The 26739-nt window shown below is 68.1% G+C and carries 27 protein-coding genes and 1 tRNA gene; 18 read left to right on the forward strand and 10 right to left on the reverse strand.

What is annotated here, in order from left to right; all coding sequences use genetic code 11:
- Nucleotides 1-23 precede the first annotated feature (23 nt).
- Entirely contained in the window at nucleotides 24-1055 is a 1032-nt protein-coding gene (locus ACFMRZ_RS21580) for a HoxN/HupN/NixA family nickel/cobalt transporter (RefSeq protein WP_400182935.1), read from the reverse strand.
- A gap of 144 nt (nucleotides 1056-1199) precedes the next feature.
- Between ACFMRZ_RS21580 and ACFMRZ_RS21585 the strand changes: the two genes are divergently transcribed.
- Nucleotides 1200-1284, forward strand: a tRNA-Ser gene (locus ACFMRZ_RS21585).
- 63 nt (nucleotides 1285-1347) lie between these two features.
- Here ACFMRZ_RS21585 and ACFMRZ_RS21590 read toward each other — a convergent pair.
- Both ACFMRZ_RS21590 and ACFMRZ_RS21595 read right to left on the reverse strand, forming a co-directional pair.
- Complete coding sequence (locus tag ACFMRZ_RS21590; RefSeq protein WP_400180514.1) at nucleotides 1348-1839, reverse strand: MarR family winged helix-turn-helix transcriptional regulator; 492 nt, start codon at nucleotides 1837-1839, stop codon at nucleotides 1348-1350.
- 63 nt (nucleotides 1840-1902) lie between these two features.
- Nucleotides 1903-3078: an alpha-hydroxy-acid oxidizing protein gene (locus tag ACFMRZ_RS21595; protein ID WP_400180515.1), complete on the reverse strand. Its 1176-nt coding sequence runs from the start codon at nucleotides 3076-3078 to the stop codon at nucleotides 1903-1905.
- A gap of 56 nt (nucleotides 3079-3134) precedes the next feature.
- Here ACFMRZ_RS21595 and ACFMRZ_RS21600 point away from each other — a divergent pair, with 56 nt between their 5' ends.
- Nucleotides 3135-3626, forward strand: coding sequence for a GNAT family N-acetyltransferase (locus tag ACFMRZ_RS21600; protein WP_400180516.1), 492 nt, complete (start codon nucleotides 3135-3137; stop codon nucleotides 3624-3626).
- Between the two features lie 115 nt (nucleotides 3627-3741).
- Nucleotides 3742-4731: an NAD(P)H-quinone oxidoreductase gene (locus ACFMRZ_RS21605; protein ID WP_400180517.1), complete on the forward strand. Its 990-nt coding sequence runs from the start codon at nucleotides 3742-3744 to the stop codon at nucleotides 4729-4731.
- 12 nt (nucleotides 4732-4743) lie between these two features.
- On the opposite strand, the gene ACFMRZ_RS21610 is transcribed toward ACFMRZ_RS21605, so the two are convergent.
- The gene (locus ACFMRZ_RS21610; protein ID WP_280274382.1) at nucleotides 4744-5946 is read right to left on the reverse strand and encodes a cysteine desulfurase-like protein; all 1203 of its coding nucleotides are present in this window, start codon (nucleotides 5944-5946) and stop codon (nucleotides 4744-4746) included.
- 254 nt (nucleotides 5947-6200) lie between these two features.
- Between ACFMRZ_RS21610 and ACFMRZ_RS21615 the strand changes: the two genes are divergently transcribed.
- The 8 genes from ACFMRZ_RS21615 to ACFMRZ_RS21650 all read left to right on the forward strand — a co-directional run bounded on the left by ACFMRZ_RS21615 (nucleotide 6201) and on the right by ACFMRZ_RS21650 (nucleotide 13606).
- Nucleotides 6201-6782, forward strand: a complete 582-nt coding sequence (locus ACFMRZ_RS21615) for a bacterial proteasome activator family protein (RefSeq protein WP_280274381.1) — start codon at nucleotides 6201-6203, stop codon at nucleotides 6780-6782.
- A gap of 144 nt (nucleotides 6783-6926) precedes the next feature.
- Nucleotides 6927-7754 (forward strand): ABC transporter permease, encoded by an 828-nt coding sequence (locus ACFMRZ_RS21620; RefSeq protein ID WP_280274446.1) that lies wholly within the window; start codon nucleotides 6927-6929, stop codon nucleotides 7752-7754.
- A gap of 7 nt (nucleotides 7755-7761) precedes the next feature.
- Complete coding sequence (locus tag ACFMRZ_RS21625) at nucleotides 7762-8580, forward strand: ABC transporter ATP-binding protein (protein ID WP_280274380.1); 819 nt, start codon at nucleotides 7762-7764, stop codon at nucleotides 8578-8580.
- Nucleotides 8577-9518, forward strand: coding sequence for a glycosyltransferase (locus ACFMRZ_RS21630; protein ID WP_400180518.1), 942 nt, complete (start codon nucleotides 8577-8579; stop codon nucleotides 9516-9518). The genes ACFMRZ_RS21625 and ACFMRZ_RS21630 overlap by 4 nt, the downstream gene beginning before the upstream one ends.
- 30 nt (nucleotides 9519-9548) lie before the next feature.
- Nucleotides 9549-10469: a hypothetical protein gene (locus tag ACFMRZ_RS21635; protein ID WP_400180519.1), complete on the forward strand. Its 921-nt coding sequence runs from the start codon at nucleotides 9549-9551 to the stop codon at nucleotides 10467-10469.
- A gap of 252 nt (nucleotides 10470-10721) precedes the next feature.
- A complete protein-coding gene (gene rsgA, locus ACFMRZ_RS21640; RefSeq protein WP_400180520.1) occupies nucleotides 10722-11765 on the forward strand; it encodes a ribosome small subunit-dependent GTPase A in 1044 nt (347 codons plus the stop codon).
- Between the two features lie 343 nt (nucleotides 11766-12108).
- Entirely contained in the window at nucleotides 12109-12957 is an 849-nt protein-coding gene (locus tag ACFMRZ_RS21645) for an NAD(P)-dependent oxidoreductase (protein WP_280274376.1), read from the forward strand.
- Nucleotides 12958-13093: 136 nt separating this feature from the next.
- The gene (locus ACFMRZ_RS21650; protein ID WP_400180521.1) at nucleotides 13094-13606 is read left to right on the forward strand and encodes a hypothetical protein; all 513 of its coding nucleotides are present in this window, start codon (nucleotides 13094-13096) and stop codon (nucleotides 13604-13606) included.
- Nucleotides 13607-13646: 40 nt separating this feature from the next.
- On the opposite strand, the gene ACFMRZ_RS21655 is transcribed toward ACFMRZ_RS21650, so the two are convergent.
- Nucleotides 13647-14045, reverse strand: coding sequence for a hypothetical protein (locus tag ACFMRZ_RS21655; protein ID WP_400180522.1), 399 nt, complete (start codon nucleotides 14043-14045; stop codon nucleotides 13647-13649).
- 21 nt (nucleotides 14046-14066) lie between these two features.
- On the opposite strand from ACFMRZ_RS21655, the gene ACFMRZ_RS21660 reads away from it, so the two are divergent.
- Entirely contained in the window at nucleotides 14067-14663 is a 597-nt protein-coding gene (locus tag ACFMRZ_RS21660) for a TetR/AcrR family transcriptional regulator (protein ID WP_400180523.1), read from the forward strand.
- Nucleotides 14664-14677: 14 nt separating this feature from the next.
- Here ACFMRZ_RS21660 and ACFMRZ_RS21665 read toward each other — a convergent pair whose 3' ends face one another.
- Both ACFMRZ_RS21665 and ACFMRZ_RS21670 read right to left on the reverse strand, forming a co-directional pair.
- A complete protein-coding gene (locus tag ACFMRZ_RS21665; protein WP_400180524.1) occupies nucleotides 14678-16615 on the reverse strand; it encodes a glycosyltransferase in 1938 nt (645 codons plus the stop codon).
- 57 nt (nucleotides 16616-16672) lie between these two features.
- The gene (locus tag ACFMRZ_RS21670; protein WP_280274372.1) at nucleotides 16673-17182 is read right to left on the reverse strand and encodes a GtrA family protein; all 510 of its coding nucleotides are present in this window, start codon (nucleotides 17180-17182) and stop codon (nucleotides 16673-16675) included.
- Nucleotides 17183-17306: 124 nt separating this feature from the next.
- Here ACFMRZ_RS21670 and ACFMRZ_RS21675 point away from each other — a divergent pair, with 124 nt between their 5' ends.
- Together ACFMRZ_RS21675 and ACFMRZ_RS21680 are read left to right on the forward strand one after the other, a co-directional pair.
- Complete coding sequence (locus ACFMRZ_RS21675; RefSeq protein WP_280274371.1) at nucleotides 17307-18275, forward strand: glycosyltransferase; 969 nt, start codon at nucleotides 17307-17309, stop codon at nucleotides 18273-18275.
- The gene (locus ACFMRZ_RS21680) at nucleotides 18272-19816 is read left to right on the forward strand and encodes a DUF2142 domain-containing protein (RefSeq protein ID WP_400180525.1); all 1545 of its coding nucleotides are present in this window, start codon (nucleotides 18272-18274) and stop codon (nucleotides 19814-19816) included. Before ACFMRZ_RS21675 ends, ACFMRZ_RS21680 begins: the two co-directional genes overlap by 4 nt.
- A 5-nt stretch (nucleotides 19817-19821) precedes the next feature.
- Here the strand turns inward: ACFMRZ_RS21680 and rfbB are convergent, their stop codons facing one another.
- Nucleotides 19822-20823 (reverse strand): dTDP-glucose 4,6-dehydratase, encoded by a 1002-nt coding sequence (gene rfbB / locus ACFMRZ_RS21685; protein WP_400180526.1) that lies wholly within the window; start codon nucleotides 20821-20823, stop codon nucleotides 19822-19824.
- Nucleotides 20824-21230: 407 nt separating this feature from the next.
- On the opposite strand from rfbB, the gene ACFMRZ_RS21690 reads away from it, so the two are divergent.
- Nucleotides 21231-21938 carry a hypothetical protein gene (locus tag ACFMRZ_RS21690; RefSeq protein ID WP_400180527.1) on the forward strand — a complete coding sequence of 236 codons (708 nt, stop codon included), beginning with the start codon at nucleotides 21231-21233 and terminating at the stop codon, nucleotides 21936-21938.
- A gap of 67 nt (nucleotides 21939-22005) precedes the next feature.
- Here the strand turns inward: ACFMRZ_RS21690 and ACFMRZ_RS21695 are convergent, their stop codons facing one another.
- Nucleotides 22006-23001: an alpha/beta hydrolase gene (locus ACFMRZ_RS21695; protein WP_400180528.1), complete on the reverse strand. Its 996-nt coding sequence runs from the start codon at nucleotides 22999-23001 to the stop codon at nucleotides 22006-22008.
- Nucleotides 23002-23196: 195 nt separating this feature from the next.
- On the opposite strand from ACFMRZ_RS21695, the gene rfbA reads away from it, so the two are divergent.
- Together rfbA and ACFMRZ_RS21705 are read left to right on the forward strand one after the other, a co-directional pair.
- The gene (rfbA, locus tag ACFMRZ_RS21700) at nucleotides 23197-24120 is read left to right on the forward strand and encodes a glucose-1-phosphate thymidylyltransferase RfbA (RefSeq protein ID WP_280274366.1); all 924 of its coding nucleotides are present in this window, start codon (nucleotides 23197-23199) and stop codon (nucleotides 24118-24120) included.
- Between the two features lie 2 nt (nucleotides 24121-24122).
- Nucleotides 24123-24683: a dTDP-4-dehydrorhamnose 3,5-epimerase gene (locus ACFMRZ_RS21705; protein WP_280369071.1), complete on the forward strand. Its 561-nt coding sequence runs from the start codon at nucleotides 24123-24125 to the stop codon at nucleotides 24681-24683.
- A 78-nt stretch (nucleotides 24684-24761) separates the two neighbouring features.
- Here the strand turns inward: ACFMRZ_RS21705 and ACFMRZ_RS21710 are convergent, their stop codons facing one another.
- Entirely contained in the window at nucleotides 24762-26225 is a 1464-nt protein-coding gene (locus ACFMRZ_RS21710) for an MFS transporter (protein ID WP_400180529.1), read from the reverse strand.
- An 86-nt stretch (nucleotides 26226-26311) separates the two neighbouring features.
- On the opposite strand from ACFMRZ_RS21710, the gene ACFMRZ_RS21715 reads away from it, so the two are divergent.
- Nucleotides 26312-26737, forward strand: a complete 426-nt coding sequence (locus tag ACFMRZ_RS21715; protein WP_400180530.1) for a MarR family winged helix-turn-helix transcriptional regulator — start codon at nucleotides 26312-26314, stop codon at nucleotides 26735-26737.
- The last annotated feature ends 2 nt before the right edge of the window (nucleotides 26738-26739 follow it).

Here is a 26739-nt window from a genome sequence, read left to right on the forward strand (position 1 = left end):
GCAATTCGAGTTACGCTGGCGAGTCAGTCCGAGGCCAGGTCGTTCTCCCAGCGCCGCTCCACCCCGGTGAACCGCCAGATCGCCACGGCCACCGCCCAGGTCAGCACGAAAAGTCCGACGATGATGAAGCCGAGCTGCCCCAGGTCGAGATTGCCGATCCAGGCGACGATCCCCGACTCCACACCGACCTTCTCCACCAGGATCGACACCAACTCCTGCCCGCCGATCAGCAACGCCACCGCCACCGATAGCCCGGTGATCACCAGGTTGTAGTAGACCTTGCGGATCGGCCGGGCGAAGGCCCAGTCGTAGGCGTAGCTCATGAACGAGCCGTCCAGCGAGTCGAGCAGCGACATGCCGGCCGAGAACAGCACGGGCAGCACCAGAATCGCGTACCAGGGCAGTCCGGTCGCGGCCGCGCCGCCCGCGATGACCAGCAGGCCCACCTCGGTGACGGTGTCGAAACCCAGCCCGAACAGCAGTCCGACCGGATACATGTGCCACGGCTTGCGCACCATCCGCACCGCGGGCGCGAGCACTCTGTTCAGCAGCCCGCGCGAGTCCAGCGCCCGTTCCAGCTGCGCCTCGTCGAACTCGCCGCGCCGCATCTGCCGGAACACCCGCCAGATCCCGATCAGGGACGCCAGATTCAACAGCCCGATCAGAATCAGGAAGGTGCCCGAGACGCTGGTCCCCCACAGCCCCGTCCACCGTTGCAGCCCCGAATCGGAATCCTCCAGATTCCGCGCCAACGCCCGCACCCCCAGCGCGATCAGCCCGACGAGCACGAAGACCACCGACGAGTGCCCCAGCGAGAACCAGAACCCGACCGACTGCGACCGCGCCCGCCCGTTCTCCGCCACCAACTTCCGCGTGGTGTTATCGATCGCGGCAATGTGATCGGCATCGAACGCATGCCGCATCCCGAGCGTGTAAGCGGTCACCCCCAGCCCGACCCCGAACACCGCTCCGTCGACGAGGTGCTGCTGCGGCACGATCACCAGCAACAACACACCCCACCCGACCACATGCAGGACCGCGATCGCCCCCACCATTCCAACCACGCCGCGCACCACAACACCCCGTTCCCCTACCGACCGAACCGGTCAACGGTACAACCCGCCCCCTCCCCCGCCCCGACACCGATTGGGCATCCCGCCCAGCTCACCAGTAACCTGAGATGGCTCCGTCCGGAGCAAGGTGGGTTGCCCGAGCGGCCTAAGGGAACGGTCTTGAAAACCGTCGTGGTTCACGCCACCGTGGGTTCAAATCCCACACCCACCGCAGGTCAGGTACACGTCTCAGTCAACCCGACGCCTGTGCTGGGCGCGGCCCACCCCCATCGCTTCAGCGGAAGTCGCGGGTTGACAGTTCCTTCTCGACCAGTTCGAAAACCTCGCCCAGAACCCTGATCTGCTCCGGTGTCAGCAGGTCTATGAAATCCCGGCGGACCGCGTTTACGTGGCCTGGGGCTGCGGTGCGTAGGCGGGTCATGCCTACCTCGGTGAGGTGGGCGCGGACTCCTCGGCCGTCTTCCTCCGCGCTCGTGCGGCGGACCATGCCCTGGGCTTCCATGCGGCGGATCTGGTGTGTGAGGCGGCTTCTGGAGGAGAGGACGCCGTCGGCTAGATCGCTCATGCGGAGGGAGTGGTCGGGGGATTCGGAGAGGAGGACGAGGATTCGGTATTCGGCGAGGCTTAGGTCGTTGTCGCGTTGGAGTTGGCGGTTGAGTTGGGCCATGAGGCGTTGGCCGCCGTCCATGTAGGCGCGCCAAGCGCGCTGCTGAGCCGAGCTGAGCCACCTCGGCTCCGGGGGCGTACCGCTCGGTTCGGAAGTCATGCGGACATTCTATTAGCCGCCCGAGATGCGAGCTTCGCCCGGTCAGGGCGGGGAGGACCGGGGTCAGCGGGTGGACGACAGCATTGCGCGGCTCAGGTCGGCGATGCCGGTGCAGCCCGAAAGGCCCATGGCCGCATCGAGATCCGCGAGCAGCACGCGGAGGGCGTGCCGGACTCCGGCCGCTCCGGCGATGCCCAGGCCGTAGGCCCACGGGCGGCCGTAGAGCACTGCCTTGGCGCCCAGTGCGAGGGCGACCATGACGTCCGAGCCGGTGCGGATGCCGGAGTCGAAGAGCACGTCGGCGCGGTCGCCGACGGTCGCGACAACCGTGGGCAGCGCGTCCAGCGCCGCGATGGAGCCGTCGACCTGGCGGCCGCCGTGGTTGCTCACCACCACCGCGTCGGCGCCGGCGTCGACCAGTTGGCGGGCGTCGTCGGGATGCAGGACGCCCTTCACCGCGATCGGCAGTTCGGTCCATTCGCGCAACCGGGCGATGTCGGCCGGGCGCAGGCCGTGGTTGCCGAACAGGCCGACCCAGGTCAGCACCGCCATCCGCAGCGCCTCCTCGCTCTCCTCCGGCGGCGCGGACAGCTTCGCCCGAAACACGGGGTCCGACAAGTAGTTCGCGATGCCCTTGGCCTGCAGGAACGGCAGGTGGGCCAGCTCGAGATCGCGCGGACGCCAACCCAGGCTGGGAGTGTCCGCGGTGACCACGATCGCCCGGGCGCCCGCCTTCGTCGCCCGCTCCACGAACGAGCGGGCCAGCTCATCGTCGTTGGGCCAGTACAGCTGGTACCACCAGGCCCCGGCGGCCGCGCCGACGTCCTCGATCGGGGTCGACGCCGCCGTCGACAGCACCATGCCGACGCCGAGTTCGCGGGTCACCTCCGCGACGAGCGCCTCGCCGCGTTCGTGCAGCAGTTCCAGCACGCCGACCGGTGCGGTCAGGATCGGCGCGGCCAGCCGCGTACCGAGCACCTCCACCGAAAGATCGCGCACACCAGGTCCGCTGGCGCCGCGCCACATCCGCGGGACCAGCCGGTACCGGTCGAACGCCGCCTCGTTCGCCGCCGCGGTGCGTTCGGACGACGCGCTGCCCGCCACATAGGCATAGGCCTCCGGCGACAGCACCTCGCGGGCTCGTTCGGCCAGGCCCGCGGCCGTCATCGGCAACTCGGGGACCGCACCGGAGAGCCCGGCCAGATAGATCTCGTTCTGGAAGTCGGCGAAACTGCTCATTCCCGGAACGCTAGTAGGAATCACCCGCCGCCGAACAGAATCGATAGTGTCGGCGCATGCCCGAGTTGATCGCGCCCACCACACGCCTTCACGACGCCTGGCTCGACGCGCATGCCGAGTGGGGTCCCGGCGCGCATGAAGACGGGTTCGGGCTGGCGCCCACCGACGAGGTCGAGTCGCAGACCGGTTTCGCCGCATGGGTGAAACGGCTGACCGACGACACGGACACCACATACCGGTGGATCGCCGAAGACAACCGCGTACTCGGCGGAATCGCACTGCGACACAACGTCGACGACTACGTGAATTGGGCCGGCCACATCGGCTTCGGCATCCGCCCGACAGCACGACGACAGGGGCTTGCCACCTGGGCGCTGGGCAGCATGCTCGACCACGCGCGTGCACTCGGCATGGACCGCGTGCTGGTTGTCTGCGCCGCGCACAATGTCGAATCGGCGAAAACGATCGAGCGCGCCGGCGGCATCCTCGAAGAAGTCCGCGATACCCGGCACGGACCCGCGCGACGGTACTGGATAGCACTCGCCTGACCCGAAGCAAAACCGCAACGCGGGAAGCCGGGCAGCAGCGCAGTACCGGCGACGGAGTGCTGGTTTCGGCGCGGGGCGCGGGAGTTCGGAACGGGAGGGTCGTAAGGTCGCGGGTATGTATGCGGTGACACTCGAGGGTTTCGGCGGTCCTGAGGTACTGGGGTGGGCGGAAGTGCCGGATCCGGTGGGTCCGGCGGCCGGTGAGGTGCTCATCGAGGTCGCGGCGGCGGGCGTGAATCGCGCGGATCTGATGCAGCGGCAGGGGTTCTATCCGCCGCCGCCCGGGGCCAGCGAGATCGTCGGACTGGAAGTGTCGGGTGTGATCGCGGCGGTCGGGGCGGGCGTGACGGACTTCCGGACGGGTGATCGGGTGTGTGCGCTGCTGTCCGGCGGCGGGTACGCCGAGCGGGTGGTGGTGGCCGCGACCCAGGTGCTGCCGGTACCGGAGGGGCTGGATCTGGCTGCGGCGGCGGCACTTCCGGAGGTGGCCGCCACCGTTTGGTCGAATCTGGTGCTGCGGGCCGGGCTGCACGCGGGGCAGCTGCTGCTGATTCACGGCGGCGGCAGCGGTATCGGCACCCATGCCATTCAGGTGGCGGTGAGCCGCGGCGCGCGGGTGGCGGTGACGGCGGGCTCGCAGCTCAAGCTCGACCGCTGTGCGGAACTCGGCGCGAGCATCCTGATCAACTACCGCGACGACGATTTCGTGGCCGTGGTCGGCGAGGCGGGCGGCGCCGACGTCATTCTCGACAATATGGGCGCGGCCTACCTGAACCGCAATGTCGAGGCCCTCGCCGAGGACGGGCAGCTGTGCATCATCGGCATGCAGGGCGGGGTCCGCGCCGAGTTCGATATCTCGAAACTGCTGGCCAAGCGCGGCACCGTGCACGCAACGAACCTGCGGCGCCGCCCGGGAACCGGCCGTTCCAGCAAGGCGGAGATCATTGCCGAATTGCGTCGACACCTGTGGCCGCTGATCGCCGACGGCACCGTCGCCCCCGTGGTGAGCGCCGAGCTCCCCGCCACCGAGGCCGCCGAGGCGCATCGCCTGCTCGACTCACCGGAGACCGTCGGCAAGGTGATCCTGCGGATCAACGAGCAATAGGGAGACGGACGCTCAGTCCAGCGTCGCCAAGGCACGGCCCAACTGCTCGATCTCGAATTTCGTTGTGTAAGGCGCCAACCCGATGGTGACCGCCCCGCCCTCGTCGTTCACACCCAGCGCGTCGAGCAGACGGCTTCCCCCGTGCACGCCGCTGAGCGTGCCGACGCGATGATCGGCCAGCTTCGCGGAGACCTTCTCGGCCTGCATGCCGGCGATGGTGAAACTCACCGTCGGGATGCGGGTGGAGGCGCGGCCGATCACCGTCAGGTTCGGGACGCGGTCCAACACGTCCATCAGATGCTCGAACAGCTGATCGTGATAGTCCTGCAGCGAGGTGATCGAGATCTCCAGCCGCTCACGGCGAGTGCCGGTGGCCTGCTCGTCCAGCCCGGCGAGGTATTCGATGGAGGTGGTGAGCCCGGCGAGCAACGCGTATTGGTGATGCCCGACCTCGAGCCGCTCGGCGCCTTTGGCATAGGGATTCAGCGACATGGACGGAATCCGGTCCAGGAACGCCGGATCCCGGAACACCAGCGCGCCGATCTGCGGCCCGCCCCACGCGGGGGCCGACAGCGCGACCACGTCGGCGTTGAGTTCGTCGATATCGATCAGCGCGTACGGTGCGGCGCCGAAGCAATCGGCCACCAGCAAACCGCCGACCTCGTGCACCCGGTCCGCGGCAACCCGCACGGCCGGCGCCGAACCCACGATCGGCGACGCCGCCGTCAAGGCAACTAAACGCGCGGTGGGCCCGATCAGCTCCTCGAACTGCCAGGCCGGCATCTCACACGTCTCTATTTCCACCTCGGCCCAACGCACATGGGCGCCATAGCGGTTGGCGATGCGCAGCCACGGCGCCACGTTCGCCTCGTCGTCCAGACGCGACAGCACGATCCCCGTGCCCAGCCCGAGCCGGGAACTCAACGACTCGGCCAGCCAGGCCAGCAGTACCGCGCGATCCGGGCCGAGTACGACGCCCGCCGGGTCGGCGCCGACCAGGTCCGCAACCGCCTCGCGCGCGGCGTCCAGGATGGCGCCGCTGCGCCTGGTGGCCGAATACCGATTACCGTGGGTGAACGCGGAAGTGCGGAAACCTGTTGAGACGGCGCGGGATACCGAATCGGGGACGAGCATCCCCGCCTGCGGGTCGAGATGGATCCAGCCGTCGCCCAGGGACGGTATCAACCCCCGAACCCTCGCGACGTCGTAAGTCATGTGGGCCACTCTAAGGGCAGGGGGCAAGTCGAGGTAACCGTGTCGACGGCTACCACCGAGCACCGGACTACCACACCGGTACCACCGGGGTAACCAGCTGACAGATCACGCGACATGGCAACCGACTTTCAGCAAACCGAACCACTCACGAGGCGGACACGACCGCAACAGAATACTGACCGTCACCATCCGGCATACCCGCAGTGCGTACCCACCCGAAGCGCGTCGCGGCCGGACAAGACATGATGGAGATCATGACGCAATCGGACGGAGCACCGGATTCCATCGTGGTGATCGGCCCCGAAGGCAAGCCGCTGGTCATCCCGGCGAGCGCCCAGGGCGAGGCGCCGTTCGCCGGGCAGGTGGTCGGCGAGGGCGGCGCGGAGACCGACAGCAAGGACGAGTCGCTGGCCGACATGGTCGAGCAACCGGCGAAGGTCATGCGCATCGGCACCATGATCAAGCAGCTATTGGAGGAGGTGCGGGCGGCGCCGCTGGACGATGCCAGCCGCACCCGCCTCAAGGAGATCCACCAGACCTCGATCCGCGAACTGGAACAGGGCCTGTCGCCGGAGCTGCGCGACGAGCTGGAGCGCCTCGCGCTGCCGTTCAGCGAGGGGTCCATCCCGTCGGACGCCGAGCTGCGCATCGCCCAGGCCCAGCTGGTCGGCTGGTTGGAGGGACTTTTCCACGGCATCCAGACCGCGCTGTTCGCCCAGCAGATGGCCGCGCGCCAGCAGCTCGAGCAGATGCGGCACGCGCTGCCGCCGGGCGCGCACACCCCGGGCGAGCGCGGGCAGGGCGGTTCGGCCACGGGCAGCGGTCAGTATCTCTGACGCTTCCGAACACCGACCATGCGCGGTTTGCGGCCCGCACGCAGCGGCCGCCACCGCGCACAGCTACAGTCGGTCACTGTGCCCGCAGCAGCTCCAGCCGAGCCGGCGACCGCCGAACAGCGCCCGGCCGACGCCTCGGTACCGATAGTGTCTGATTCGCAGTCGTTCGGACGTGCGTTCAAGGATCTACGCGACGGCTTCGCGCAGCGTGAACTATGGCTGTCGCTGGGCTGGCAGGACATCAAGCAGCGGTACCGCCGGTCGGTGCTGGGGCCGTTCTGGATCACCATCTCGACCGCGGTGCAGGCGGCCGCCATCGGCCTGCTGTACGCGACGCTGCTCGCTCAGCCGCTGCGCGAATATCTGCCGTACGTGACCGTCGGCATCATCGTGTGGAATGTGATCGAGGCCAGCATCATCGAGGGCGCGGACGTGTTCATCGCCAACGAGGGCCTGATCAAACAGCTGCCCTCGGCATTGAGCGTGCACATCTACCGCATGGTGTGGCGGCAGTTCCTGTTCTTCGCGCACAACCTCGTCATCTACGCGGTGATGCTGGTCGGATTCAGCGTGTGGCGCGATCTGAACTGGTCGGTGCTGCTCGTGCTGCCCGCCATCGTGCTGTTGTTCCTCAACGCGATGTGGGTGTCGATCGTGTTCGGCATCTTCAGCACTCGCTACCGCGACATCGCGCCCATTCTCGGCAGCCTCACCCGCATGCTGTTCGTGCTGACCCCCGTCATGTGGTCGGCGAAAGTGCTGCACGCGCAAGGCGGCACGGTGAGCGAGCGGGCCCGGCTGGTCGAATTGATCCCGACGTTCCACTATCTCGAGATCGTGCGCGCACCGGCGCTGGGCGATCCGATCGCGTTGCGCAGCTGGCTGGTGGTGCTCACATTCACCGTCGTCGGCTGGGTGGTGGCAATCTTGGCTCTGAAGCAGTTCCGATCCCGCGTCCCCTACTGGGTGTGAAGGCGACATGTCCGATGTGAGTATCGAAACCCGGAACGCCTGGGTGGAGTTTCCGATCTTCGACGCCAAATCACGATCTTTGAAGAAGGCGTTCCTCGGCAAGGCCGGTGGTTCCATCGGGCGCAACAAGTCCGACGTGGTGGTCGTCGAGGCGCTGCGCGACATCACCGTGTCGTTCCAGGAGGGCGACCGGGTGGGCCTGGTGGGCCATAACGGCGCCGGCAAATCGACACTGCTGCGGCTGCTTTCGGGAATCTACGAACCGACTCGCGGCAGCGCGCGCGTAACCGGCCGGGTGGCACCGGTTTTCGATCTCGGCGTCGGCATGGACCCGGAGATCTCCGGTTACGAGAACATCGTCATTCGCGGGCTGTTTCTCGGGCAGAGCCGTAAGCAGATGATGGCCAAGGTCGACGAGATCGCCGAGTTCACCGAACTCGGCGAATATCTCAACATGCCGCTGCGCACCTATTCGGCCGGTATGCGGGTCCGTCTGGCGATGGGCGTGGTGACGTCGATCGATCCCGAGATCCTGTTGCTGGACGAGGGCATCGGCGCGGTGGACGCCGAGTTCATGAAGAAGGCGCGAAATCGCCTGCGCGATCTCGTCGCTCGCTCCGGAATCCTGGTATTTTGCAGCCATTCCAACGAATTCCTGGCGCAACTGTGCGACACCGCGATCTGGATCGATCACGGGCAGATGCGGATGCGCGGCGGAATCGAGGAAGTGGTGCGGGCCTACGAGGGGCCCGATGCCGGTGATCATGTCGCCCAAATTCTGCGCGAGCTGGAACGAGAACGGGAACTGGAGCGGAATCCCACATGAGTGATCAGGCGGCCGCCGCCGAGGCAGCGCGGTCCGAACCGGCACCGGGCGGGGACCGCATCGTCGCGGTGGTCGTCACGCACAAGCGCCGCGAGTTGCTGGCCGAATCGTTGAAAGTGCTGGGCGCGCAGACACGCCCGGTCGATCACCTGATCGTGGTGGACAACGCCAACGAGCCCGAGGTGGGCGAGCTGGTGCGGGAGCAGCCGGTGCCGGCGACCTACCTGGGTTCGGAGCACAACCTCGGCGGCGCCGGTGGTTTCGCACTGGGCATCCTGCACGCGCTGTCGCTCGGCGCGGACTGGGTCTGGCTGGCCGACGACGACGGGCGGCCGGAGGGCCCGGAGGTGCTCGAGACGCTGATCGGCTGCGCCCAGCGGCACGGGCTCGCGGAGGTGTCGCCGGTGGTGGCCGACATCGACGATCCCGATCGGCTGGCCTTCCCGCTGCGCCGCGGCGTGGTGTGGCGGCGACTGCGTTCCGAACTCGGCGACGACGACTTCCTGCCCGGCATCGCCTCGCTGTTCAACGGCGCCCTGATCTCGGCGCGGGCCGTCGACGTGATCGGCGTTCCGGATCTGCGGCTGTTCGTGCGCGGGGACGAGGTGGAGATCCATCGCCGCCTGGTGCGGTCGGGACTGCCGTTCGGCACCTGTCTGCGGGCCGCATACCTGCATCCCAACGGATCCGCCGAGTTCAAGCCGATTCTGGGCGGGCGGATGCACACCCAGTACCCGGACGACCCGGTCAAGCGCTACTTCACCTATCGCAACCGTGGCTACCTCATGGCACAGCCCGGGATGCGGAAACTGCTGCCGCAGGAATGGGCTCGATTTTCCTGGTTCTTCCTTGTGCAGCAAAAAGATCCGGCCGGTCTGAAAGAATGGCTGCGACTGCGACGCCTGGGGCGGCGCGAGCAGTTCCACAAACCCGGTTAGATCAGCGTTTTCGAATATGGAGGTACGGCTGTGAGCAACCCCTACGGCGGGCAGCCACCGAACGGGCACAATCCCTGGCAGCAGAACGGGCAACCGCCGTATCCCGGAGTTCCCCAGCCGCAGAACGGCGGTGGCGCCTACGGTGCGCCGCAGCTCCCGCAGCGCGGGGCGCAACAGCCGCACAGCGCCTCGTCGCCGCAGCTCCCGCAGGCCGGGCACGGTGGGTCCGCACCGCAGATCCCGCAGCCGCACAGCGCGTCGTCGCCGCAGGTGCCGCAGCCGGGATATGGTGCGCCGCAACCGCACAGCGCGTCGTCCCCGCAGATTCCGCAGCCCGGTGCGCCGCAGTTCCCGCAGCCCGGTTATCCCGCGCTGCCGCCGTACGGTGCGCCGCCGCAGCCGGGTTACGGCGCACCCCAGCCCGGATACGGCGCACCCGTTCCCGGACAACAGTTTCCGGGCGCTCCGGCCAATCCCTATGGCGGGCAACCGAATCCGTATGCCCAGCCGAATTACGGTGCGCCGCAAGGGCCCTACGGCCCCGGGCAGCCGCAGTTCCAGCCCGAACCGGGCCCGCCCGGCATCGTGGTGGACAGCTCCTACTTCCCGATGGCCTTCATGCTGGCGCTGACCGGGCCGAAGATTCTCGTGAACGGGCAGCAGGTGCCGATGGCGCGCTGGGGCGCCACGCACATCCCGATCGGGCCGGGCCAGCATCACCTCCGGGTCGCCACCCGCTGGATGTGGGACATGGGCCCGGCCGACGCCGTGGTGCCGGTGACCGAGGGCATGAGCACCCGCGTCTACTACCGGTCACCGGCGATCGCGTTCATCCGCGGGGCCATCGGGCCGGTGCCGCAGTCCACGCCCGGTATCGCCTTCATCTACGTGATGTGGGGCCTCGTGGCGCTCATCGTCCTGCTCAACATCGTGATGATCGCGGCGCTGTAGGCGCGGTCGGAAGAACAGTCTCGGAAAATATGTTGCGCCCCGTCCGGGGCGCCTGTCATCGTTGTACCAGTCCACAACGGACACAACGTCGAAAGGGTCGAGGAGGTGGAAGCGTGAACGTCAACTATCGGATTGTCGCGGTCGGGCAGCGGCCGGATATCGAAAGCCGCGCCGCCGCATGCGCTTCCACCCTCTCCCCGATGCACTGAGCCCACGCCGGGCGCAGTGCCCGACGAAGGACGACTCTCCATCATGGTCGATTACGACCGTCTGACTTCTTACGGCTGGAATCCGGCCGTTTCCGCCGCGTATACACGACTGCTCGACACCGGCTGGGTCCCGGCCCGCGTGATCCGGATGGATCGCAGCGAGTGCGACGTCGCGACACCCGAAGGGCTCGCGCGTGCGCGCTGCCCGCGGGCGGATACCAACGTCGAGGGCCTGTGTACCGGCGACTGGGTCGCTGTGGACACCGAACTCGTTGTGCGGCAACGACTTCCCCGGCGCACGGCGATCGTGCGCGCTACCGTCTCCGGGCGTTCGGAGGCCCAGGTACTGGCCGCGAACGTCGATACGGTGCTCGTGTGCACGGCCGCCGACGGCGACGTCGACCTGGGCCGCATCGAGCGACTGCTGGCCCTGGCCTGGGAATCCGGTGCGCAACCGGTGGTGGTGCTGACGAAAACCGATCTGGCCGTAGACGTTCCGCTGGACGAGGTGCGCGCGGTCGCGCCGGGGGCGACCACGCTGGCCGTCAGCGCGACCACGGGTATGGGCATGGACGTGCTCACCGCCGTGCTCTCGGGCACCGTCGCGTTGATCGGTCCCTCCGGCGCGGGCAAGTCCACGCTGGCGAACGCGCTACTCGGCGCGGAAGTGTTCGCCACCAACGATGTTCGCGCCGCCGACAAGCGCGGACGGCACACGACCGTGCACCGCGAGTTGCGCCCCCTACCGGGCGGCGGCACCCTCATCGACACCCCGGGTCTCCGCTCGGTCGGGCTGTGGGATGCGGCCGCGGGCCTGGGCCGCACGTTCAGCGATATCGAAACCCTCGCCGCCGACTGCCGTTTCGCCGACTGCTCCCACCAACGCGAGCCCGGCTGCGCGATCCGGTCCGCCCTGGAATCCGGCGCACTCCCACAACGCCGCTTCGACAGCTACCTGAAATTGCAACGCGAAAACGAGTGGCTGGCCTCCCGCACCGACGCCCGCCTCCGCGCCGAACGCCAGCGAGCCTGGAAGAACGCAACCAAGTCACAACGCTGGGAATACCGCAAACGCCATTCCGGCTGACGACGGTCGGCGGCGTCCGGCTCGGCGCGTGACGCCTTCAGTGCGGCGCGAGGCCGCCGATCGCCGCCGCGGACCGAGCGGGCTCGGGCAGGTGTGACGTTCACCGCATAGGACACGACGCCCACCGGGTCCGCTCGGGATCGCGCCGCGCCACGAATGCGGCCCTCACCGCGAAATACCGCGACACTGCCGCATTCGTGTGCCGGCGGATACCCTCCACCTCACTATGCAACTAGTTGCATAGTGATGAGTGGTCGCTTAATCTCCGAATCGGGCAGATCCCTCCCCCGGCCGTCGTCTACTCGAGATCATCGAGTCGGGGGCGACAGATTGGAGCAGGCGAATGACGGAAGCAGGCAAGCCGCTGGCGGGCCGGACCCTGATCATGTCGGGCGGCAGCCGCGGCATCGGGCTGGAGATCGCCAAGCGAGCCGCGGGCGACGGGGCGAACATCACTTTGATCGCGAAGACCGACCAGCCGCATCCGAAGTTGCCCGGCACCATCCACACCGCGGCCGCGGAACTCGAGCAGGCCGGGGGCACGGTGCTGAAGTTCGTCGGCGACGTGCGTGACGACGATGCGGTCGCGCAGGCCGTGCAGCAGACCATCGGCCGGTTCGGCGGCATCGACCTGGTCGTCAACAATGCCTCGGCGATCGACCTCTCGCCGACCGAGACGCTGGCGATGAAGAAGTACGACCTGATGCAGGACATCAACTGCCGCGGCAGTTTCCTGCTGTCCAAGCTGAGCATTCCGGCGCTGAAGGAATCCGCGCAGGCCGGCCGCAACCCGCACATCCTGACCCTGTCCCCGCCGCTGAACCTGGACCCGAAGTGGGCGGGCCAGTCGCTGGGCTACACCATCGCGAAGTACGGAATGTCGCTCACCACTCTGGGTTTGGCGGAGGAGCTGCGCAAGTACGGCATCGGCGTCAACTCGCTGTGGCCCCGCACCACCATCGCCACCGCGGCCGTGCAGAACCTGCTCGGCGGCGAGGAAATGGTCCGCACCTCCCGTACCCCCGACATCTACGCCGACTCCGCCTATCTCGTCCTCACCTCCCCGGCGAAAGACACCACCGGCAACTTCTTCCTCGACGACGAAGTCCTCGCCGCCCACGGAATCACCGACCTGGACAAGTACCGCGTGACCCCTGGCGACGAACCTCTCACCACCGACCTGTTCCTCTGACGGGCGCAGGCGGTCGAACCCGCTGACAGACAAGGTTTCCCAGACTCCGCCGTGCCCGATCCCGTCACAAACTGGACGGCCGATTTGTCGGTACATTGGAGTTCGGGTCGGGTTGTCGAACGGAGTTGATACTTACATGGGTCAGCGGTTGGCGATCGGGCTCGGCGTCGCGGTAGTCGTCGGTGGAGCGATCGGGGTACTCGCGCCTCAGGCGGGGGCGGAGGAGTTGGCGGCGGGGGTCTCTTGTGAGGGGTTCGTCTGCCGTAACGACACCGACGACACCTATCGGGTCGAAGGTGTCGCGCTGTGCTCGGACGGCATGGCGGTGAAAGTGACGAAATATGTTGCGCCGCATGTTCCGGAGGCGCGGGTGAATGTCGAGTGCGCGCCCACGGTGGAGCATGGGGAGTGGCGGGAGCAGCCGCCGCGGCGGACGCCGGGGACGTGGGAGCACCAACCGCCGACGGTCGGTCCCGACGGGAAAGTCGAGCAGCGGCCGCCGGTGTTCAAGCCCGGCGGCTGGGAGCCGCAGCCGCCGGTCTTCGAACCGGGGCGGACCATTCCGAACACCGTGGTGAGCATCGACTACCGGAGCGCGGTCGTCGACAACAACCCGCCGCCGGCGCCGACCGGCTCGGCCGGCCGCTGAGGCTCAGCCGGGCATCGGCCGGGCCGGTGGCGCTGCCGCCTCAGTCCGCAGCCGCCGCCGTCCGGCCGCGTTCGGCCGACGCGGCGATCCGGCGCAGCATCCGCCGGACCACCAACCGATGACCGCCGCTGCCGATGACAAGTGCCTTGTAGACGCGGCCCGCCACGCCGGGAAACACAGCGCGCGTCTCGGCCGTGAGCGTGGTGCGCCCCGGCGTGGTCTCGGACAGCGAGAAGACCAGCGCATACCGTGAGAACGGGTGGTCGCCGCGCAGCGCCAGACGACGCGGCGCATCCGCCTCGTCGAGCTCGAAACCCCTGGGCACCGTGCTGAGGTCGGCCGGATCCGAGCAGAACGACCGCAGCAGCGCGGCCCAGGTATGTTCCGCATCGGCGGTGACTATTCTGGAATGCTGATCGATATAGGGCAAACGCTCCATATAGAAGGAACGTACTAGTACATGGCGCCACCCCGCAAGCACGACACCGACGTGATCCTCGACGCAGCGCGCAGCCTGGTCCTGCGCGACGGCCCGCGCGCGGCCAGCGTCGCCGCCATCGCGGCGGCCAGCGGCGCGCCCGTGGGCACGCTGTATCACCGCTTCGGCAATCGCAACGGGGTGCTCGTCGCGACCTGGATCCGCGCGCTGGAACGGTTTCAGGCGCGGGCGCTGGCGGCCGCGGCGGACCCGGATCCGTTGGAGGCCGCCGTCGGAATGGCCGTTGCCACCATCGAATTCGCGCGCGCCCTGCCCGACGACGCCAAACTGCTCCTGCATCTGCGGCCGGGAGACCTGCTCGACGGCGCACCCGAGACCGAACTGCGCGACCGCCTGGCCCGCATGAACTCACCCCTGATCGAGCACGTCCGGCGCCTGACCCGGGACCTGTTCGGCGATGACGACCCGCGCTCGATCGACCGGCTCACCCGCGCCGTGGTCGACCTGCCCAATGCCACCCTCCGCCGCCACGCCCGCCAGGGCGACCTCCCCGACTGGCTGGAATCCGACGTCGCCGCCGCCGCCCGCACCCTGCTCGTCTCGAGTCCGGGCGGCTGACGACACCGTCGAATTCAGATGCCGTAGAGGCGTTCCCAGTTCTCGCGGCTGGTGAGTTCGGGCATGGCCGCGCGGTACTGCTCGGACACGGCGGGCAGTTCGCGGCGCAGGCGGCGCAGCACCCGGACCGTGCGCAGCAACAGGGCGCGGGCCTTGGCCTTGTCGCGCCGCCGGATTCGCACGCCGGACTGCGACGCGTCGGTCACCATCACATGGTCGAACAGGCCGATGTGCCACCAGTGCGCGTCCTCGCGGGTGACGGCCTTCAGACCCGGCTGGACGCGGCCGGTCCACTGCTGGATGGCCCGCTTGATCAGCACCAGCACCGGACGGCTCGGCTCGCCGCTCGCCCGCCGCACCTCGATATCGGCATTGCGGATCGGCGCGGTGGCCGCGGGATGCTTCACCGTCTCGCCGTATTCACCGCGGCTGGTGCGCGCGGCGGCGAGGGCGGCCTGACCGCCGTCCTGCAGCGCCCGCGGACCCTTCAGGAAATCCTCGATGCCCTGCAGGGTCGTGTGCGCCAGCCCGTATTGCATACCGACCAGATACTCCGAGATCTCACGGAAAAGCCTGCGGGTGACGAGTTTCGGATCCAACCGGGTGTGCAGCGCCGAGACGATGAGCGAATTGCGCGAGGAGAAGTAGCGCGCCCAGTCGTCGAAATCCTTCCAGTAGAAGTCGGCGTGCCACACCGCCGCATTCGGCAGGGTCACGGTGACGAAACCGTGTTCGCGAGCGCGCAAACCGTATTCGACGTCGTCCCATTGGAAGAAGATCGGGATCGGCAACCCGATGCTCTGCACCACCTCGGACGGGATGAGGCAGGTCCACCAGGCGTTGTACCCCGCGTCGACGCGCCGCTCCTGATTGCGCTTGAGCATGCTGGTGTTGCGCAGCGCCTTGGCGACCTTCTGGCCGTGCCGCAGGATCGGCAGATCCGTCTCCTCCGCGCCGACGTTCAGGTAGTCGGGGTTGAGCAGGAACAGCATCTGCGCGCCGACCAGTGTCGGCTCGGTCGTCAGATTGGCGAAAGCGTTGAGCCGCAACACCGTTTCCGGTTCGCAGAGGATGTCGTCGTCCATCAGGATGACGTCGGCGTGCTCGTTGGCCGCCGACACCTCGTACAGGCCGCGGGTAAAACCGCCCGCGCCACCGAGATTCGGCTGACGCAGGTAACGCAGCTTGTCACCGAAGCGCGGCTTGGTCTCCTGGTACAGCGGCCGATCCTCGACCAGATCGGTGCCCTGATCCACCACGTACACCGCGTCGATGGCGGCCAGCACGGTCGGATCCGACGCCAGCGCCGCGACGGTGTGCGCGCAGTCCTGCGCCCGGTTGAACGTGCAGATGGCGATCGCCACGGGTCGCACCCGCTCGGGCGCCGCCGCCGACCACTCCAGCTCGCCGATGCCCAATTCGCCACCGACAGCATCGAATTCGAGCCACAGGGCGCCGCCGTCGACGTACTGGTCCAGCGGCGCGCGCAACACGACGCGCTGTCCGGCGACACCCTCGTCCGGGCCCTGGCCGTTGCGCCGGGCGGGCGTGCGGACGTCGGCGGTGTCGATGATGCGCCGGTGCCCGGCGATATCGGAGGCCGCCAGCCGGACGCGCGCGCGGTCGCCCACGGTCAGGGTCATGGCAACCTCGACCTCGGTGACCGTGGTCCAGCGCTGCCAATAGCTGGCGGCGAACCGGCCGAAATAGGTGTTGGTGTGCGCGGCGGCGCCCTTCTCCAGCCGCAGCGTCATCCGTTCCCGCGTGGCCTTGCCCTTGGTGACCGCGTACATCTCGGCGCTGATCTTCGGGGCGGGACCGGCGAAGATGCCCCGCTGTAGCACCAGCCGTTCCGGAGCCCGGTGATCGGCCCGCAACGCGGCGGGCGCGGAGTCGGCGATCAGCCGGTCGTTCTCGGATGCGGTCACGGCCTGCCCAGCCGACTGGTCCATATTTACAGTCCCTTTTTGTGATCTCGTGTTCGCCAGAGCGGAACCATTATCTCCATCTCACGCGCCGATGTCGGATCGGCCCGCCCGCGCGCCGGTGAACACGAATTTGTCGTATGCCCAATAGCGGAATACCACCGCGACGATCTGGCCGATCAAAGTACCGGAGATGTTGTCCGACAGCGGTGTCGACAGATCCAGTATGTACCGCGAGAAACCGAGGCAGCCCAGTTGCAAGCCGATCGCTACCACGTTGAACAGCGCGTAGAGCAGATATTCGCGCCCCGGGCTGCCGCCCTTCTTGTCCGCGAAGGTCCACCACTTGTTGCCGAAGTAGGTGACCACGGTCGCCACCACGATGGCGATGATCTTGGCGGGCAGCGGCGCGTGGTACAGCACGCCCTCGCCGCCCCAGAAGACCAGCAGGTTGTAGGTGCCCGCGTCGACGAGGAAACCGATCGCGCCGACGACGAGAAACGCCCCGCCCCGGCGCAGCGCGGCGAGCACCTTGGTGATCAGGGACGCGCCGGTCCGAGCGGCCGGATCGGTCGCGGTTTCACTGCTGGTCACTTCGGGGACGGTACCGCATCCTGGATACACACCGAGGGTTACCGGGCGCGTCCGGGCGGCTCCCCTGTACCCTCCCGGTGTTCCGTATTTCACCGTCCGATTTCACAAATGAGGGACTGACGGGGTGGACCCCACCGAGCTTCGTATCGCCGCAGTGGTGCCCTGCCACAACGAGGAGGCCGCGGTGGCCAAGGTCGTCGCCGACCTCAAGGCCGCCGTGCCGGGCATCGTCGTCTACGTCTACGACAACCTGAGCACGGACGGCACCGCCGACCGTGCCCGCGCCGCCGGTGCGATCGTGCGCACCGAGCACACCAAGGGCAAGGGCAACGTCGTACGGCGAGCGTTCGCCGATATCGAGGCCGACGTCTATCTGATGATCGACGGCGACGACACCTACGACGCCTCCGCCGCGCCGCTGATGATCAAGACCCTGCTGGACGGGCCCTACGATCACGTGCTGGGCGTGCGCAAGCAGAACGAGGGCGAGAACGCCTACCGCGCGGGGCATGAGGCCGGTAACAAGGTCCTCAACGGCGTGGTCGGCAAGGTATTCGGCGAGAACGTCGAGGACATGCTCTCCGGCTATCGGGTGTTCTCCCGCCGGTTCGTGAAGAGCTTCCCGGCCGTGTCGCGCGAGTTCGAGATCGAGACCGAGCTGACCGTGCACTCGCTGCACCTGCGGGTGCCGCAGACCCAGGTGCCGGTCGGCTTCCGCGATCGGCCCGCGGGCAGCGAGAGCAAGCTGCGCACGTATCACGACGGCTTCAAGATCCTGGCCCTGATCGTCGGGCTGGCCCGGCACGAGCGGCCGGTGGCGTTCTACGGCCTGTTCGGCACCCTGGCGTGGGCGATCTCGATCATCCTGATCACCCCGATCGTCATCGAGTTCTACGAGATTCACGAGGTGCCGCGGTTCCCGACGCTGTTCCTCGGCTTCACGCTGCTGCTGCTGGGCAGCCTGGCCTGGACCGCGGGCCTGATCCTGGACGGCATCCGCCGCTCCCGGCACGAGGCCGCCCGCCTGATGTACCTGAGGTACTCGGCGGTCGGCACGGAGGCCGGTGAGCGGATCGGCGAGGGCCGCCGATGACGACCGACGCCCGTCCGCAGACCGTCGAGCGGACTGCCGAGGACGAGGCCGAGAGCGAGGCGGCGGAGACGCCTGCCAGACCGGCTCCGCTGCGCCGGGCCGGCGGCTGGGTGCAGCGGCGGCTGGGCGCGGCCACGGCCGCATTCCTCGTCGTCGCCGGAATTTTCGGGGTCGCGTGGGCGACGGTGACGCCGTCGTTCTGGGGCCACGACGAGATCACCCAGTTCGGCCGGGCCTACCAGGTCGCGCACGGCGGCTTCCTGCCGCAGCGCGTCCCCGACGACCGCGGCGTCGCCTACGGCGGCGAGGTCCCGCTCAGCGTCGACGGGCTGATGGGCTACGCCTTCTACGACTACAACCGCCGCCCGGCCGAGCCGGAACCGATGGCCGCCGCCCGCGTCTCCTACCGGCTGCTGGAGTCGGCCCCGGTGACCACCGAGGCCACCAAACCGATCTGGTTCACCAATACCGCCGCCTACTCGCCGGTCCCGTATGTGCCTGCGGCCGTGGGCATCCGGCTAGCGGAGGCGCTCGATCTCGACGTGGGCGGGCTGGTGCTGCTGACCCGGCTGGCGGGCTTGATCGCCTATCTGGCCGTGGTCGGGTTCGCGCTGTGGGTGCTGCGCGCGTTCCGGGTGCAGTGGCTGGCTTTCGCCGTCGCGGTGCTGCCGATCGCGCTGTTCCAAGCCGGGACGGTCACCGCCGACACGCTGACCAACGCGCTGGCGATCCTGGTGTCGTGCCTGCTGGTCAAGGGACTGTTCCTGGGCGCCCGGTTGTCCCGCGCGGAGGTCGCCGTCGCCCTCGCCGCCACCGTGGCGCTGCCGCTGTGCAAGCCGACGTATGTGCTGCTGGCCATGCTGACGGTGCTGATTCCGGCTCGGCAGTACGGCTTTTCGAGCTGGCGGCGCTGGATTCCGTGGGTTTGCGCGGCGGTGGGCGCCGGCGCTTTCGCGGTGTGGATGAAAATCGCCGCGCCGACGGGCGAGGGCATGGGCCTGATGCGGCCACCGGCGCAATGGCATTCGGTCCGGCCCGGTGATCAGCTGAAAGAGATTCTCGGCCACCCCGGGGATTTCCTGAACACCTTCGTCGAGAGCATCTGGTTCCGCGATCAGCGCTGGTTCACCCAATTCTTCGGGGAACTCGGATTCGCCTACATCGACGTGCCGGCGATTTCGATTCTGGCCTGCCTGCTGGCGTTCGCGGTGGGACTGGGAATCGCCGAGCGGATGACCGCGGACCGGCTGCGCACCTGGGTCGTCGCGCTCACCGTGCTGGCCAGCATCGCGATGATCTACGTGACGCTGTACATGTCGTTCGCGCCCGTCGGCTATTACCTCGTCGACGGCGTGCAGGGCCGTTATTTCGTGCCGCTGGCCATCGTCGCCTTCGCGGTGCTGCTGCGGTGGATGCCGCTGCGGCTGACCGATGTTCGGGCGATGACGCCCGCGAAGGGTCCGGCGATCGCGATCGTGGCGGCCACGATCGTTTCGCTCGCCGCCGCGGTCGCCAAGTACGACTTCATGGTCTGGGGCTGAGCGAACTACAGCACCTTTTCCCCGGCGGCCGCGTACGCCTGCTCGGTGAGGTTCTTCTGCGGCCGCCACCAGTCCTCGTGCTCGCGATACCAGCGAATGGTGTCGGCCAGCCCCGCGCGGAAATCGGAAAACCGGGGCTCCCAGCCGAGTTCGGCGCGGAGCAGGCGGGCATCGATGGCGTAGCGCTGGTCGTGGCCGGGCCGATCGGTGACATGGTCGAAATCGTCCGGATCGCGGCCGAATTCGGCGAGAATCAAGCGGACCACGGCCTTGTTGTCCAATTCGCCGTCGGCGCCGATGAGATACGTCTGCCCGGTCCGGCCGCGGTCCAGAATCGACCACACCGCACTGTTGTGGTCGTGTACGTGAATCCAGTCGCGCACCTGGTGACCGGCGCCGTACAACCGCGGCCGCACCCCGTCGATGAGATTGGTGATCTGCCGCGGGATGAACTTCTCCACATGCTGATAGGGGCCGTAGTTGTTGCTGCAGTTGGAAATCGTCGCGCGGACGCCGAACGAACGCACCCAGGCTCGCACCAGCATGTCGCTGGAGGCCTTGGTGGCCGAATACGGGCTGGACGGGTTGTACGGGGTCGACTCGTCGAAGGCCGGGGCCGCGGCGTCGAGATCGCCGTAGACCTCGTCGGTGGAAATGTGGTGGTAGCGCACGTCGTGCCGACGCACCGCCTGCAGCAGCGAATAGGTCCCGACGATATTGGTCTGCACGAACGGCCACGGCTGCGTGAGCGAGTTGTCGTTGTGTGACTCGGCGGCGAAGTGCACCACCGCGTCCACCCCGCCGACGAGCCGATCGACCAGCTCCAGATCCGCGATGTCACCGTGCACGAAGTCGATGCGGTCGGCGACGGGCGCCAGCGACGCCCGGTTACCGGCGTAGGTGAGCTTGTCGAGCACCACGACCCGGGTGTCGGGCCGCTCGGCGAGGGTCTGGTGGACGAAGTTGGCGCCGATGAACCCGGCGCCCCCGGTTACGAGCAATCGCACGATCGTCAACACTATCGGCCACGGCCGGGGCGGGATCACGGCCGGGTCCGAGATGCGGCCGAGGACCGTTCGCGCGACAATTGATGTCAACTGTTCATACCGGACGGTCGGGCATTTCGGACACCGGTCGCCGATTATTACGGGATGCAAATAACGATTCGGTTACCTACGTCACTCGAGTCGTGTGACCTTCATCACAAACCGGCCGTTACGGCCGGCGCTCGTCGATTCTATTTCCGCTCGAAAACCGCACTCACACTGCATGTTTCCACAACCTTACGATACGCAAGAACCCGATGGTGAACAGAATTTGAATGAACGGTCACGACAGGTTCACCGCGCGTTAGCTGCGTTCCATTTCGATTCTCGTGTCCCCCCGAACCACTCTGTATCGAGGTTCCACAGAAATGCTGATGAGGAAATTCGCCGCGACGTCGGCCATGCTGATCGCCGCAATCGGCGTGACCGCGGGCACCGTGAACGCGCAGCCGACCGCCGATGAGGGCGCGGTCAACTACAAGGCCACCACCACCGAGACCAGCACGATCATCTCGACGGACTCCGGTTCCCTGGTCGACGAGAACGGTGTCTTCAAGATCAAGGCCGCCAACGGAACCACCCTGGCCGGCACCGACCTGTCGTTCCGTGTCGACGACTACGTGTTCCCGATTGCTGCCGACATCTCGGGTAACACCGCCACCCTGACCCCGCAGTTCGATCTGGAGCACGCGAGCTACCAGCCCGTCGCGCTTCCGTTCGAGGACTCGGCCCCCTGGAAGACCCCGTACGACCGTGAGCTGGCCGCCTTCACCCGGCTGAAGGACACCATCTCTACCGGTGCCGCCATCGGCACCCTGGTCGGCGGCATCGGCGGCGGCGCCATCGGCTGCGTGCTCGGTGGCATCGCCGGCGCGACCGTGGCCTCGGCCGCGATCATCGGCCTGTTCGGCGCGTTCATTCCGGCCGCGGCCATCGGCTGCCTCGGTGGCATCATCGCCATCGGCGCGCTGGGCACCCTGGCCGGGCAGCTGCTGATCACGGCTCCGGTGGCGATTGCCGCTGCGGCGCAGTACTTCACCACCATCAACCAGCCGTTCGTTCCGCCGGCCAAGTGATCCGGTAGGAACCGTTCGGTTCCCCCAGCACCCCCGCCCTGTCAACGCCGGGCGGGGGTGCTGTCGTTCACGCGGTGCGCGCGACGCGGCCGCTCTCCACCCGGGCCCGCGCGAAACGCGCCACCCGGCCGAGCGCGGACCGGCTCTCCGGCAGGTTCGGCAGGATGCTCATGAACGCGTGCACCTGGCCGCGCCACAGCTCGAGCGAGTTCGGCACGCCGGCCGCGGTCAGCCGCCGGGCCATGAGTTCGCAGTCGTAGCGCAGTAATTCGTCCTCGCCGACGATCAGGAGCGCGGGCGGCAGGCCCGCGAGCGCGCCGTTCACCGGGGAGAGCGCGGAGCATTCGCCGTCGGCGCCGTAGCGGACCATCTGCTCCATCGCCGACAGCGGGATGTACGGGTCGCGGGCGATATTCAGGTAGTCGCGCTTGGCCGCGCAATCCAGATCGAGCGCCGGGGACAGTCCGACCAGACCGGCCGGCGCCGGCAGGCCGACCTCGACCGCGCGCAGCGCCGTCGCGAAGGTGAGGAACCCACCGGCCGAATCGCCCGCGAAGACGATCCGCGCCGGATCGACGCCGTGCCGCAGCAGCCACCGGTAGGCAGTGAGACAGTCCTCGACCGAATCCGGGATGCGCGTGGCGGGCAGCTGCCGGTAATCCACGTTCAGCACCGACAGCCCGGTGCGCCGGGCCAGCGCGGCGGCGACCGGACGATGCGTGTCCAGCCCGCAGAGGAAGAAGCCGCCGCCGTGCAGATACATCATCACGCCGTCGCGCAGCGCGCGCCGCGCACCGGCCGGGCGCAGGATCTCCATCCGGAAACCGCTGAGCCGCACCTGTTCTCGCTCCACCCCGGACGGCATGGGGCGCAGCCGGGCCAGACCGTCGACCACCGCGCTCGCCAGCGGCATGGTCAGCGGAGTGATCGGATAGTGCCGGACGACCGGCCGCACCACGCCGAGACAGGCCAGGCGCAGCGCGCGGGACGGCAGGCTGCCGCCGCCGGGATTCACCACGACGCCCGGCTCGCTGAGAGATTCGCCGATCGGAATCGCCACCATGGCGCACCTACTTCACTCCGGGCGCACCGAGCCGTCACAACCGTGGTCCGGCGGCGAGCTGTCGGCGCTGACAACGTGACCTACGCAACAATTTGTCGCCCCAGCGGGACTCGGCTAAACCGCCTGTGATCAATTCGCGGTCGAGTCGGAACCTCGTCGAGCCCGGACGCGGCGCGAATGGCAGACTGCTGTGACATGCGCGGAATCATTCTGGCCGGTGGCACCGGGTCACGGCTGCATCCGATCACGCGCGGAGTGAGCAAGCAGCTGGTTCCCGTGTACGACAAGCCGATGGTGTACTACCCGCTGTCGACGCTGATGCTGGCCGGGATCCGCGACATCCTGGTCATCACCACTCCCGAGGACGCCGACGCGTTCCGGCGGCTGCTCGGCGACGGCTCGCAGTTCGGCCTGTCGATCGGCTACGTGGTGCAGCCCGAACCCGACGGCCTGGCGCGCGCGTTCGTGCTGGGCGCCGACCACATCGGCACCGAGGCGGCGGCACTGGTGCTGGGGGACAACATCTTCCACGGTCCCGGACTGGGCACCCGGCTGCGCCGCTTCGACGGTCTGGACGGCGGCGCGGTCTTCGCCTACCGGGTGTCGGACCCGAGTGCGTACGGCGTCGTCGAATTCGCCGACGGCAAGGCGATTTCCATCGAGGAGAAGCCGAAGCTGCCTCGGTCCAATTACGCCATCCCGGGTCTGTACTTCTACGACAACGACGTCGTGGAGATCGCCCGCGACCTGCGTCCCTCCCAGCGCGGCGAGTACGAGATCACCGACATCAACCGCACCTATCTGGAACAGGGGCGGCTGTCGGTGGAGGTGCTGGCCCGCGGCACGGCCTGGCTGGACACCGGCACCTTCGACTCGCTGCTCGACGCCTCCAACTACGTCCGGACGATCGAGGAGCGGCAGGGTCTCAAGATCGGGGTGCCCGAGGAAGTGGCCTGGCGGCTGGGCTTCATCGACGACGAGCAGTTGTGCCGGCTGGCCGAGCCGCTGGCGCGCTCGGGCTACGGGAAGTATCTGCTCGAACTGATCGAGCACGGCCGCGGGTGGGAGCAGGACGGCATGGAACACGTCCGGCGGCCGGGCGGAGACGAGCACCGATGAGTATGCGGATCCGGGAACTCTCGGTGCCGGGCGCCTGGGAGTTCACCCCCACGCTGCGCGGCGACGACCGCGGAGTGTTCACCGAATCGTTCAAGGCCTCCGAATTCGAGAAGGCGGTCGGGCGGCCGTTCGAGCTGTTGCAGGTCAACACCTCGACCTCGGCGGCCGGGGTGCTGCGCGGCATCCACTACACCGAGGACCCGCCCGGCCAGGCCAAGTACGTGACCTGCGTGCGCGGGGCCTTCCTGGACGTGGTGGTGGATCTGCGCCCCGGCTCCCCGACCTTCGCCACCTGGGACGCCGTCCTGATCGATGACGTGCACCGGCGCTCGGTGTTCCTGTCCGAGGGACTGGGCCACGCGCTGCTGTCACTGGAGGACGACTCCACGGTCACCTACCTGTGCTCACTGGAGTACTCCCCCGAATTCGACCGGGATCTGGACGCTTTCGACCCGGAGCTGGGTATCGGCTGGCCGACCGTCGGCCGCGACGGCAGACCGCTGACGTTCGTGCGCTCCCCGAAAGACGCCGCGGCGCCGCGGTTGCGAAGCCTGCGCGCCTAGTTTCTACTGCCGACGACACGAACCGCGGTGGGCGAATCATGTTCGCCCACCGCGGTTTCGGACTCCCGTGCCGGATGATCAGGCAGCCAGCTCCAGCTCCCGCTCCGAGTCGGACACCGGCGCGGGGGCCGATCGCTTGGGCAGGAAGTGGGTCAGCGCCACCAGCGCGCCGACGATGCAGACCACACCGGCGAAGATCAGGCCGGGTCGGTAGGCGTCGAGCACCGCGCCGGGCGACGTGTCGGTGTGCGCGCCGGAGGAGATGATCGCGGTGTTGATCGCCAGCACGATGGCCGCGCCGACCTGCATCGAGGTCTGCAGCACGCCCGCCGCCAGGCCCTGTTCCGCGTCATCGATGCCGTTGGTGGCCTGAATGTTGATGGCGGGGAAGCCGATCCAGCCGATACCGATCAGCAGCACCGCGGGCAGGATCACCGCGAGATACGAGGGCGTGGTGTCCAGTCGCAGGAACAGCAGGTAGCCGATGCTCATCACGACCATGGTGACCGCGATGATCGGGCCGGTGCCGAACCGGTCGACGATCTTGTCGGAGAACACCGACGACAGCGCGACCAGCAGACCCACCGGCAGCAGCCCCATCGCCAGCTCCAGCGCCGACCAGCCCAGGGTGTCCTGCAGGAACAGGGTCACGATGAACTGCCAGCTGAAGTAGGAACCGGCCAGGGCGACGATGACCAGGCTCGCCCGCACCAGCGACACCTTGCGCAGGATGCCGAGCCGGATCAGCGGGTGCCGCACCCGGTTCTCCACCGCGACGAACGCCACGAACAGCGCCACCACCGCGGCGAACGAGCCGACGGTACGGGCCGAGGCCCAGCCCGCCTCGGGCGCCGAGACGACCGTGAAGACCAGCAGCAGCATGGCGGCGGTGGAGAACAGCGCACCCAGCAGGTCGTGCCCGCCGTCCTCGGCCGGCCGGTCCTTGGGCACCAGGAACGCGGCGGCGACCAGCGCGGCGATGGCGATCGGCACCGGCAGGAAGAACGTCCAGCGCCAGCCGAGTCCGGTCATCAGACCACCGAACACCAGGCCCATCGAGTAGCCGCCCGCACCGAACACGGTGTAGATGGACAGCGCCTTGTTGCGGGCCGGGCCCTCTGCGAAGTTGGTGGTGATGATCGACAGGCCGGTGGGCGCGGTGAACGCCGCGGCCAGGCCCTTCACGAAACGAGTCAGGATCAGCAGCGCGGCGGAGCTGACCAGGCCGCCCGCCAGCGAGGCCACCGCGAACACGGCCAGCGCGATCAGGAAGACCTTGCGCCGCCCGAGCAGGTCCGCGGTGCGCCCGCCGAGCAGCAGCAGGCCGCCGTAGCCGAGCACGTAACCGCTGACCAGCCACTGCAGGGTCGAGGTGGTCAGACCGAGTTCGGAGCCGATGGACGGCAGTGCGACACCGATCATCGACACGTCGAGACCGTCGAGGAACAGCACGATGCACAGGGTGATCAGCATTCCCCACATGCGTGCCGGCCACCGGGTGGCCGCCTGGGCGGCGGCCGGGAGTGTTGCCGTGGAAGTCATGAGTTGGGACAGTACATGCATGCGCATCTAATGCGCAAGCATTTAATGTAGTTGCATGATTTGAGGTCGGGCACTAGGATGACCCCATGTCAAAGCCGTCGACAGCGTCAGTCGACCGGCCCGGTGTGGAGTCGCTGGATCAGGCAGTACCAGCCGGACTGGTGAGCAAATGGCGCGATCTGCTGGACCAGCACGCCGCCGTCTCCTGTGCGCTGGAGAAAGAGCTACAGAGCCGCCACCGGATCGGGCTCAGCGAGTTCGAGACGCTGGACCGCCTGGTCGACGCCCACTGCGAGACCTACCGCATGAGCGACCTGGCCGGCGACATCTACCTCAGCCAGAGCGCCCTGTCGCGGGCGGTGGCCCGGCTCGAGCGCGACGGCCTGGTGAGCCGCAGCATGTGCACCGACGACCGGCGCGCGATCTTCGTCTGCCTGACCGACAAGGGCCGGGCCCTGCACGCCGCCGCCGCGCCCACCCACCGCGACGTGCTCACGCACACCCTGCGCTGACC

It is taken from the genome of Nocardia sp. N2S4-5, from assembly GCF_044628355.1.
In the GTDB taxonomy this organism is placed as follows: Bacteria; Actinomycetota; Actinomycetes; order Mycobacteriales; family Mycobacteriaceae; genus Nocardia; species Nocardia wallacei_B.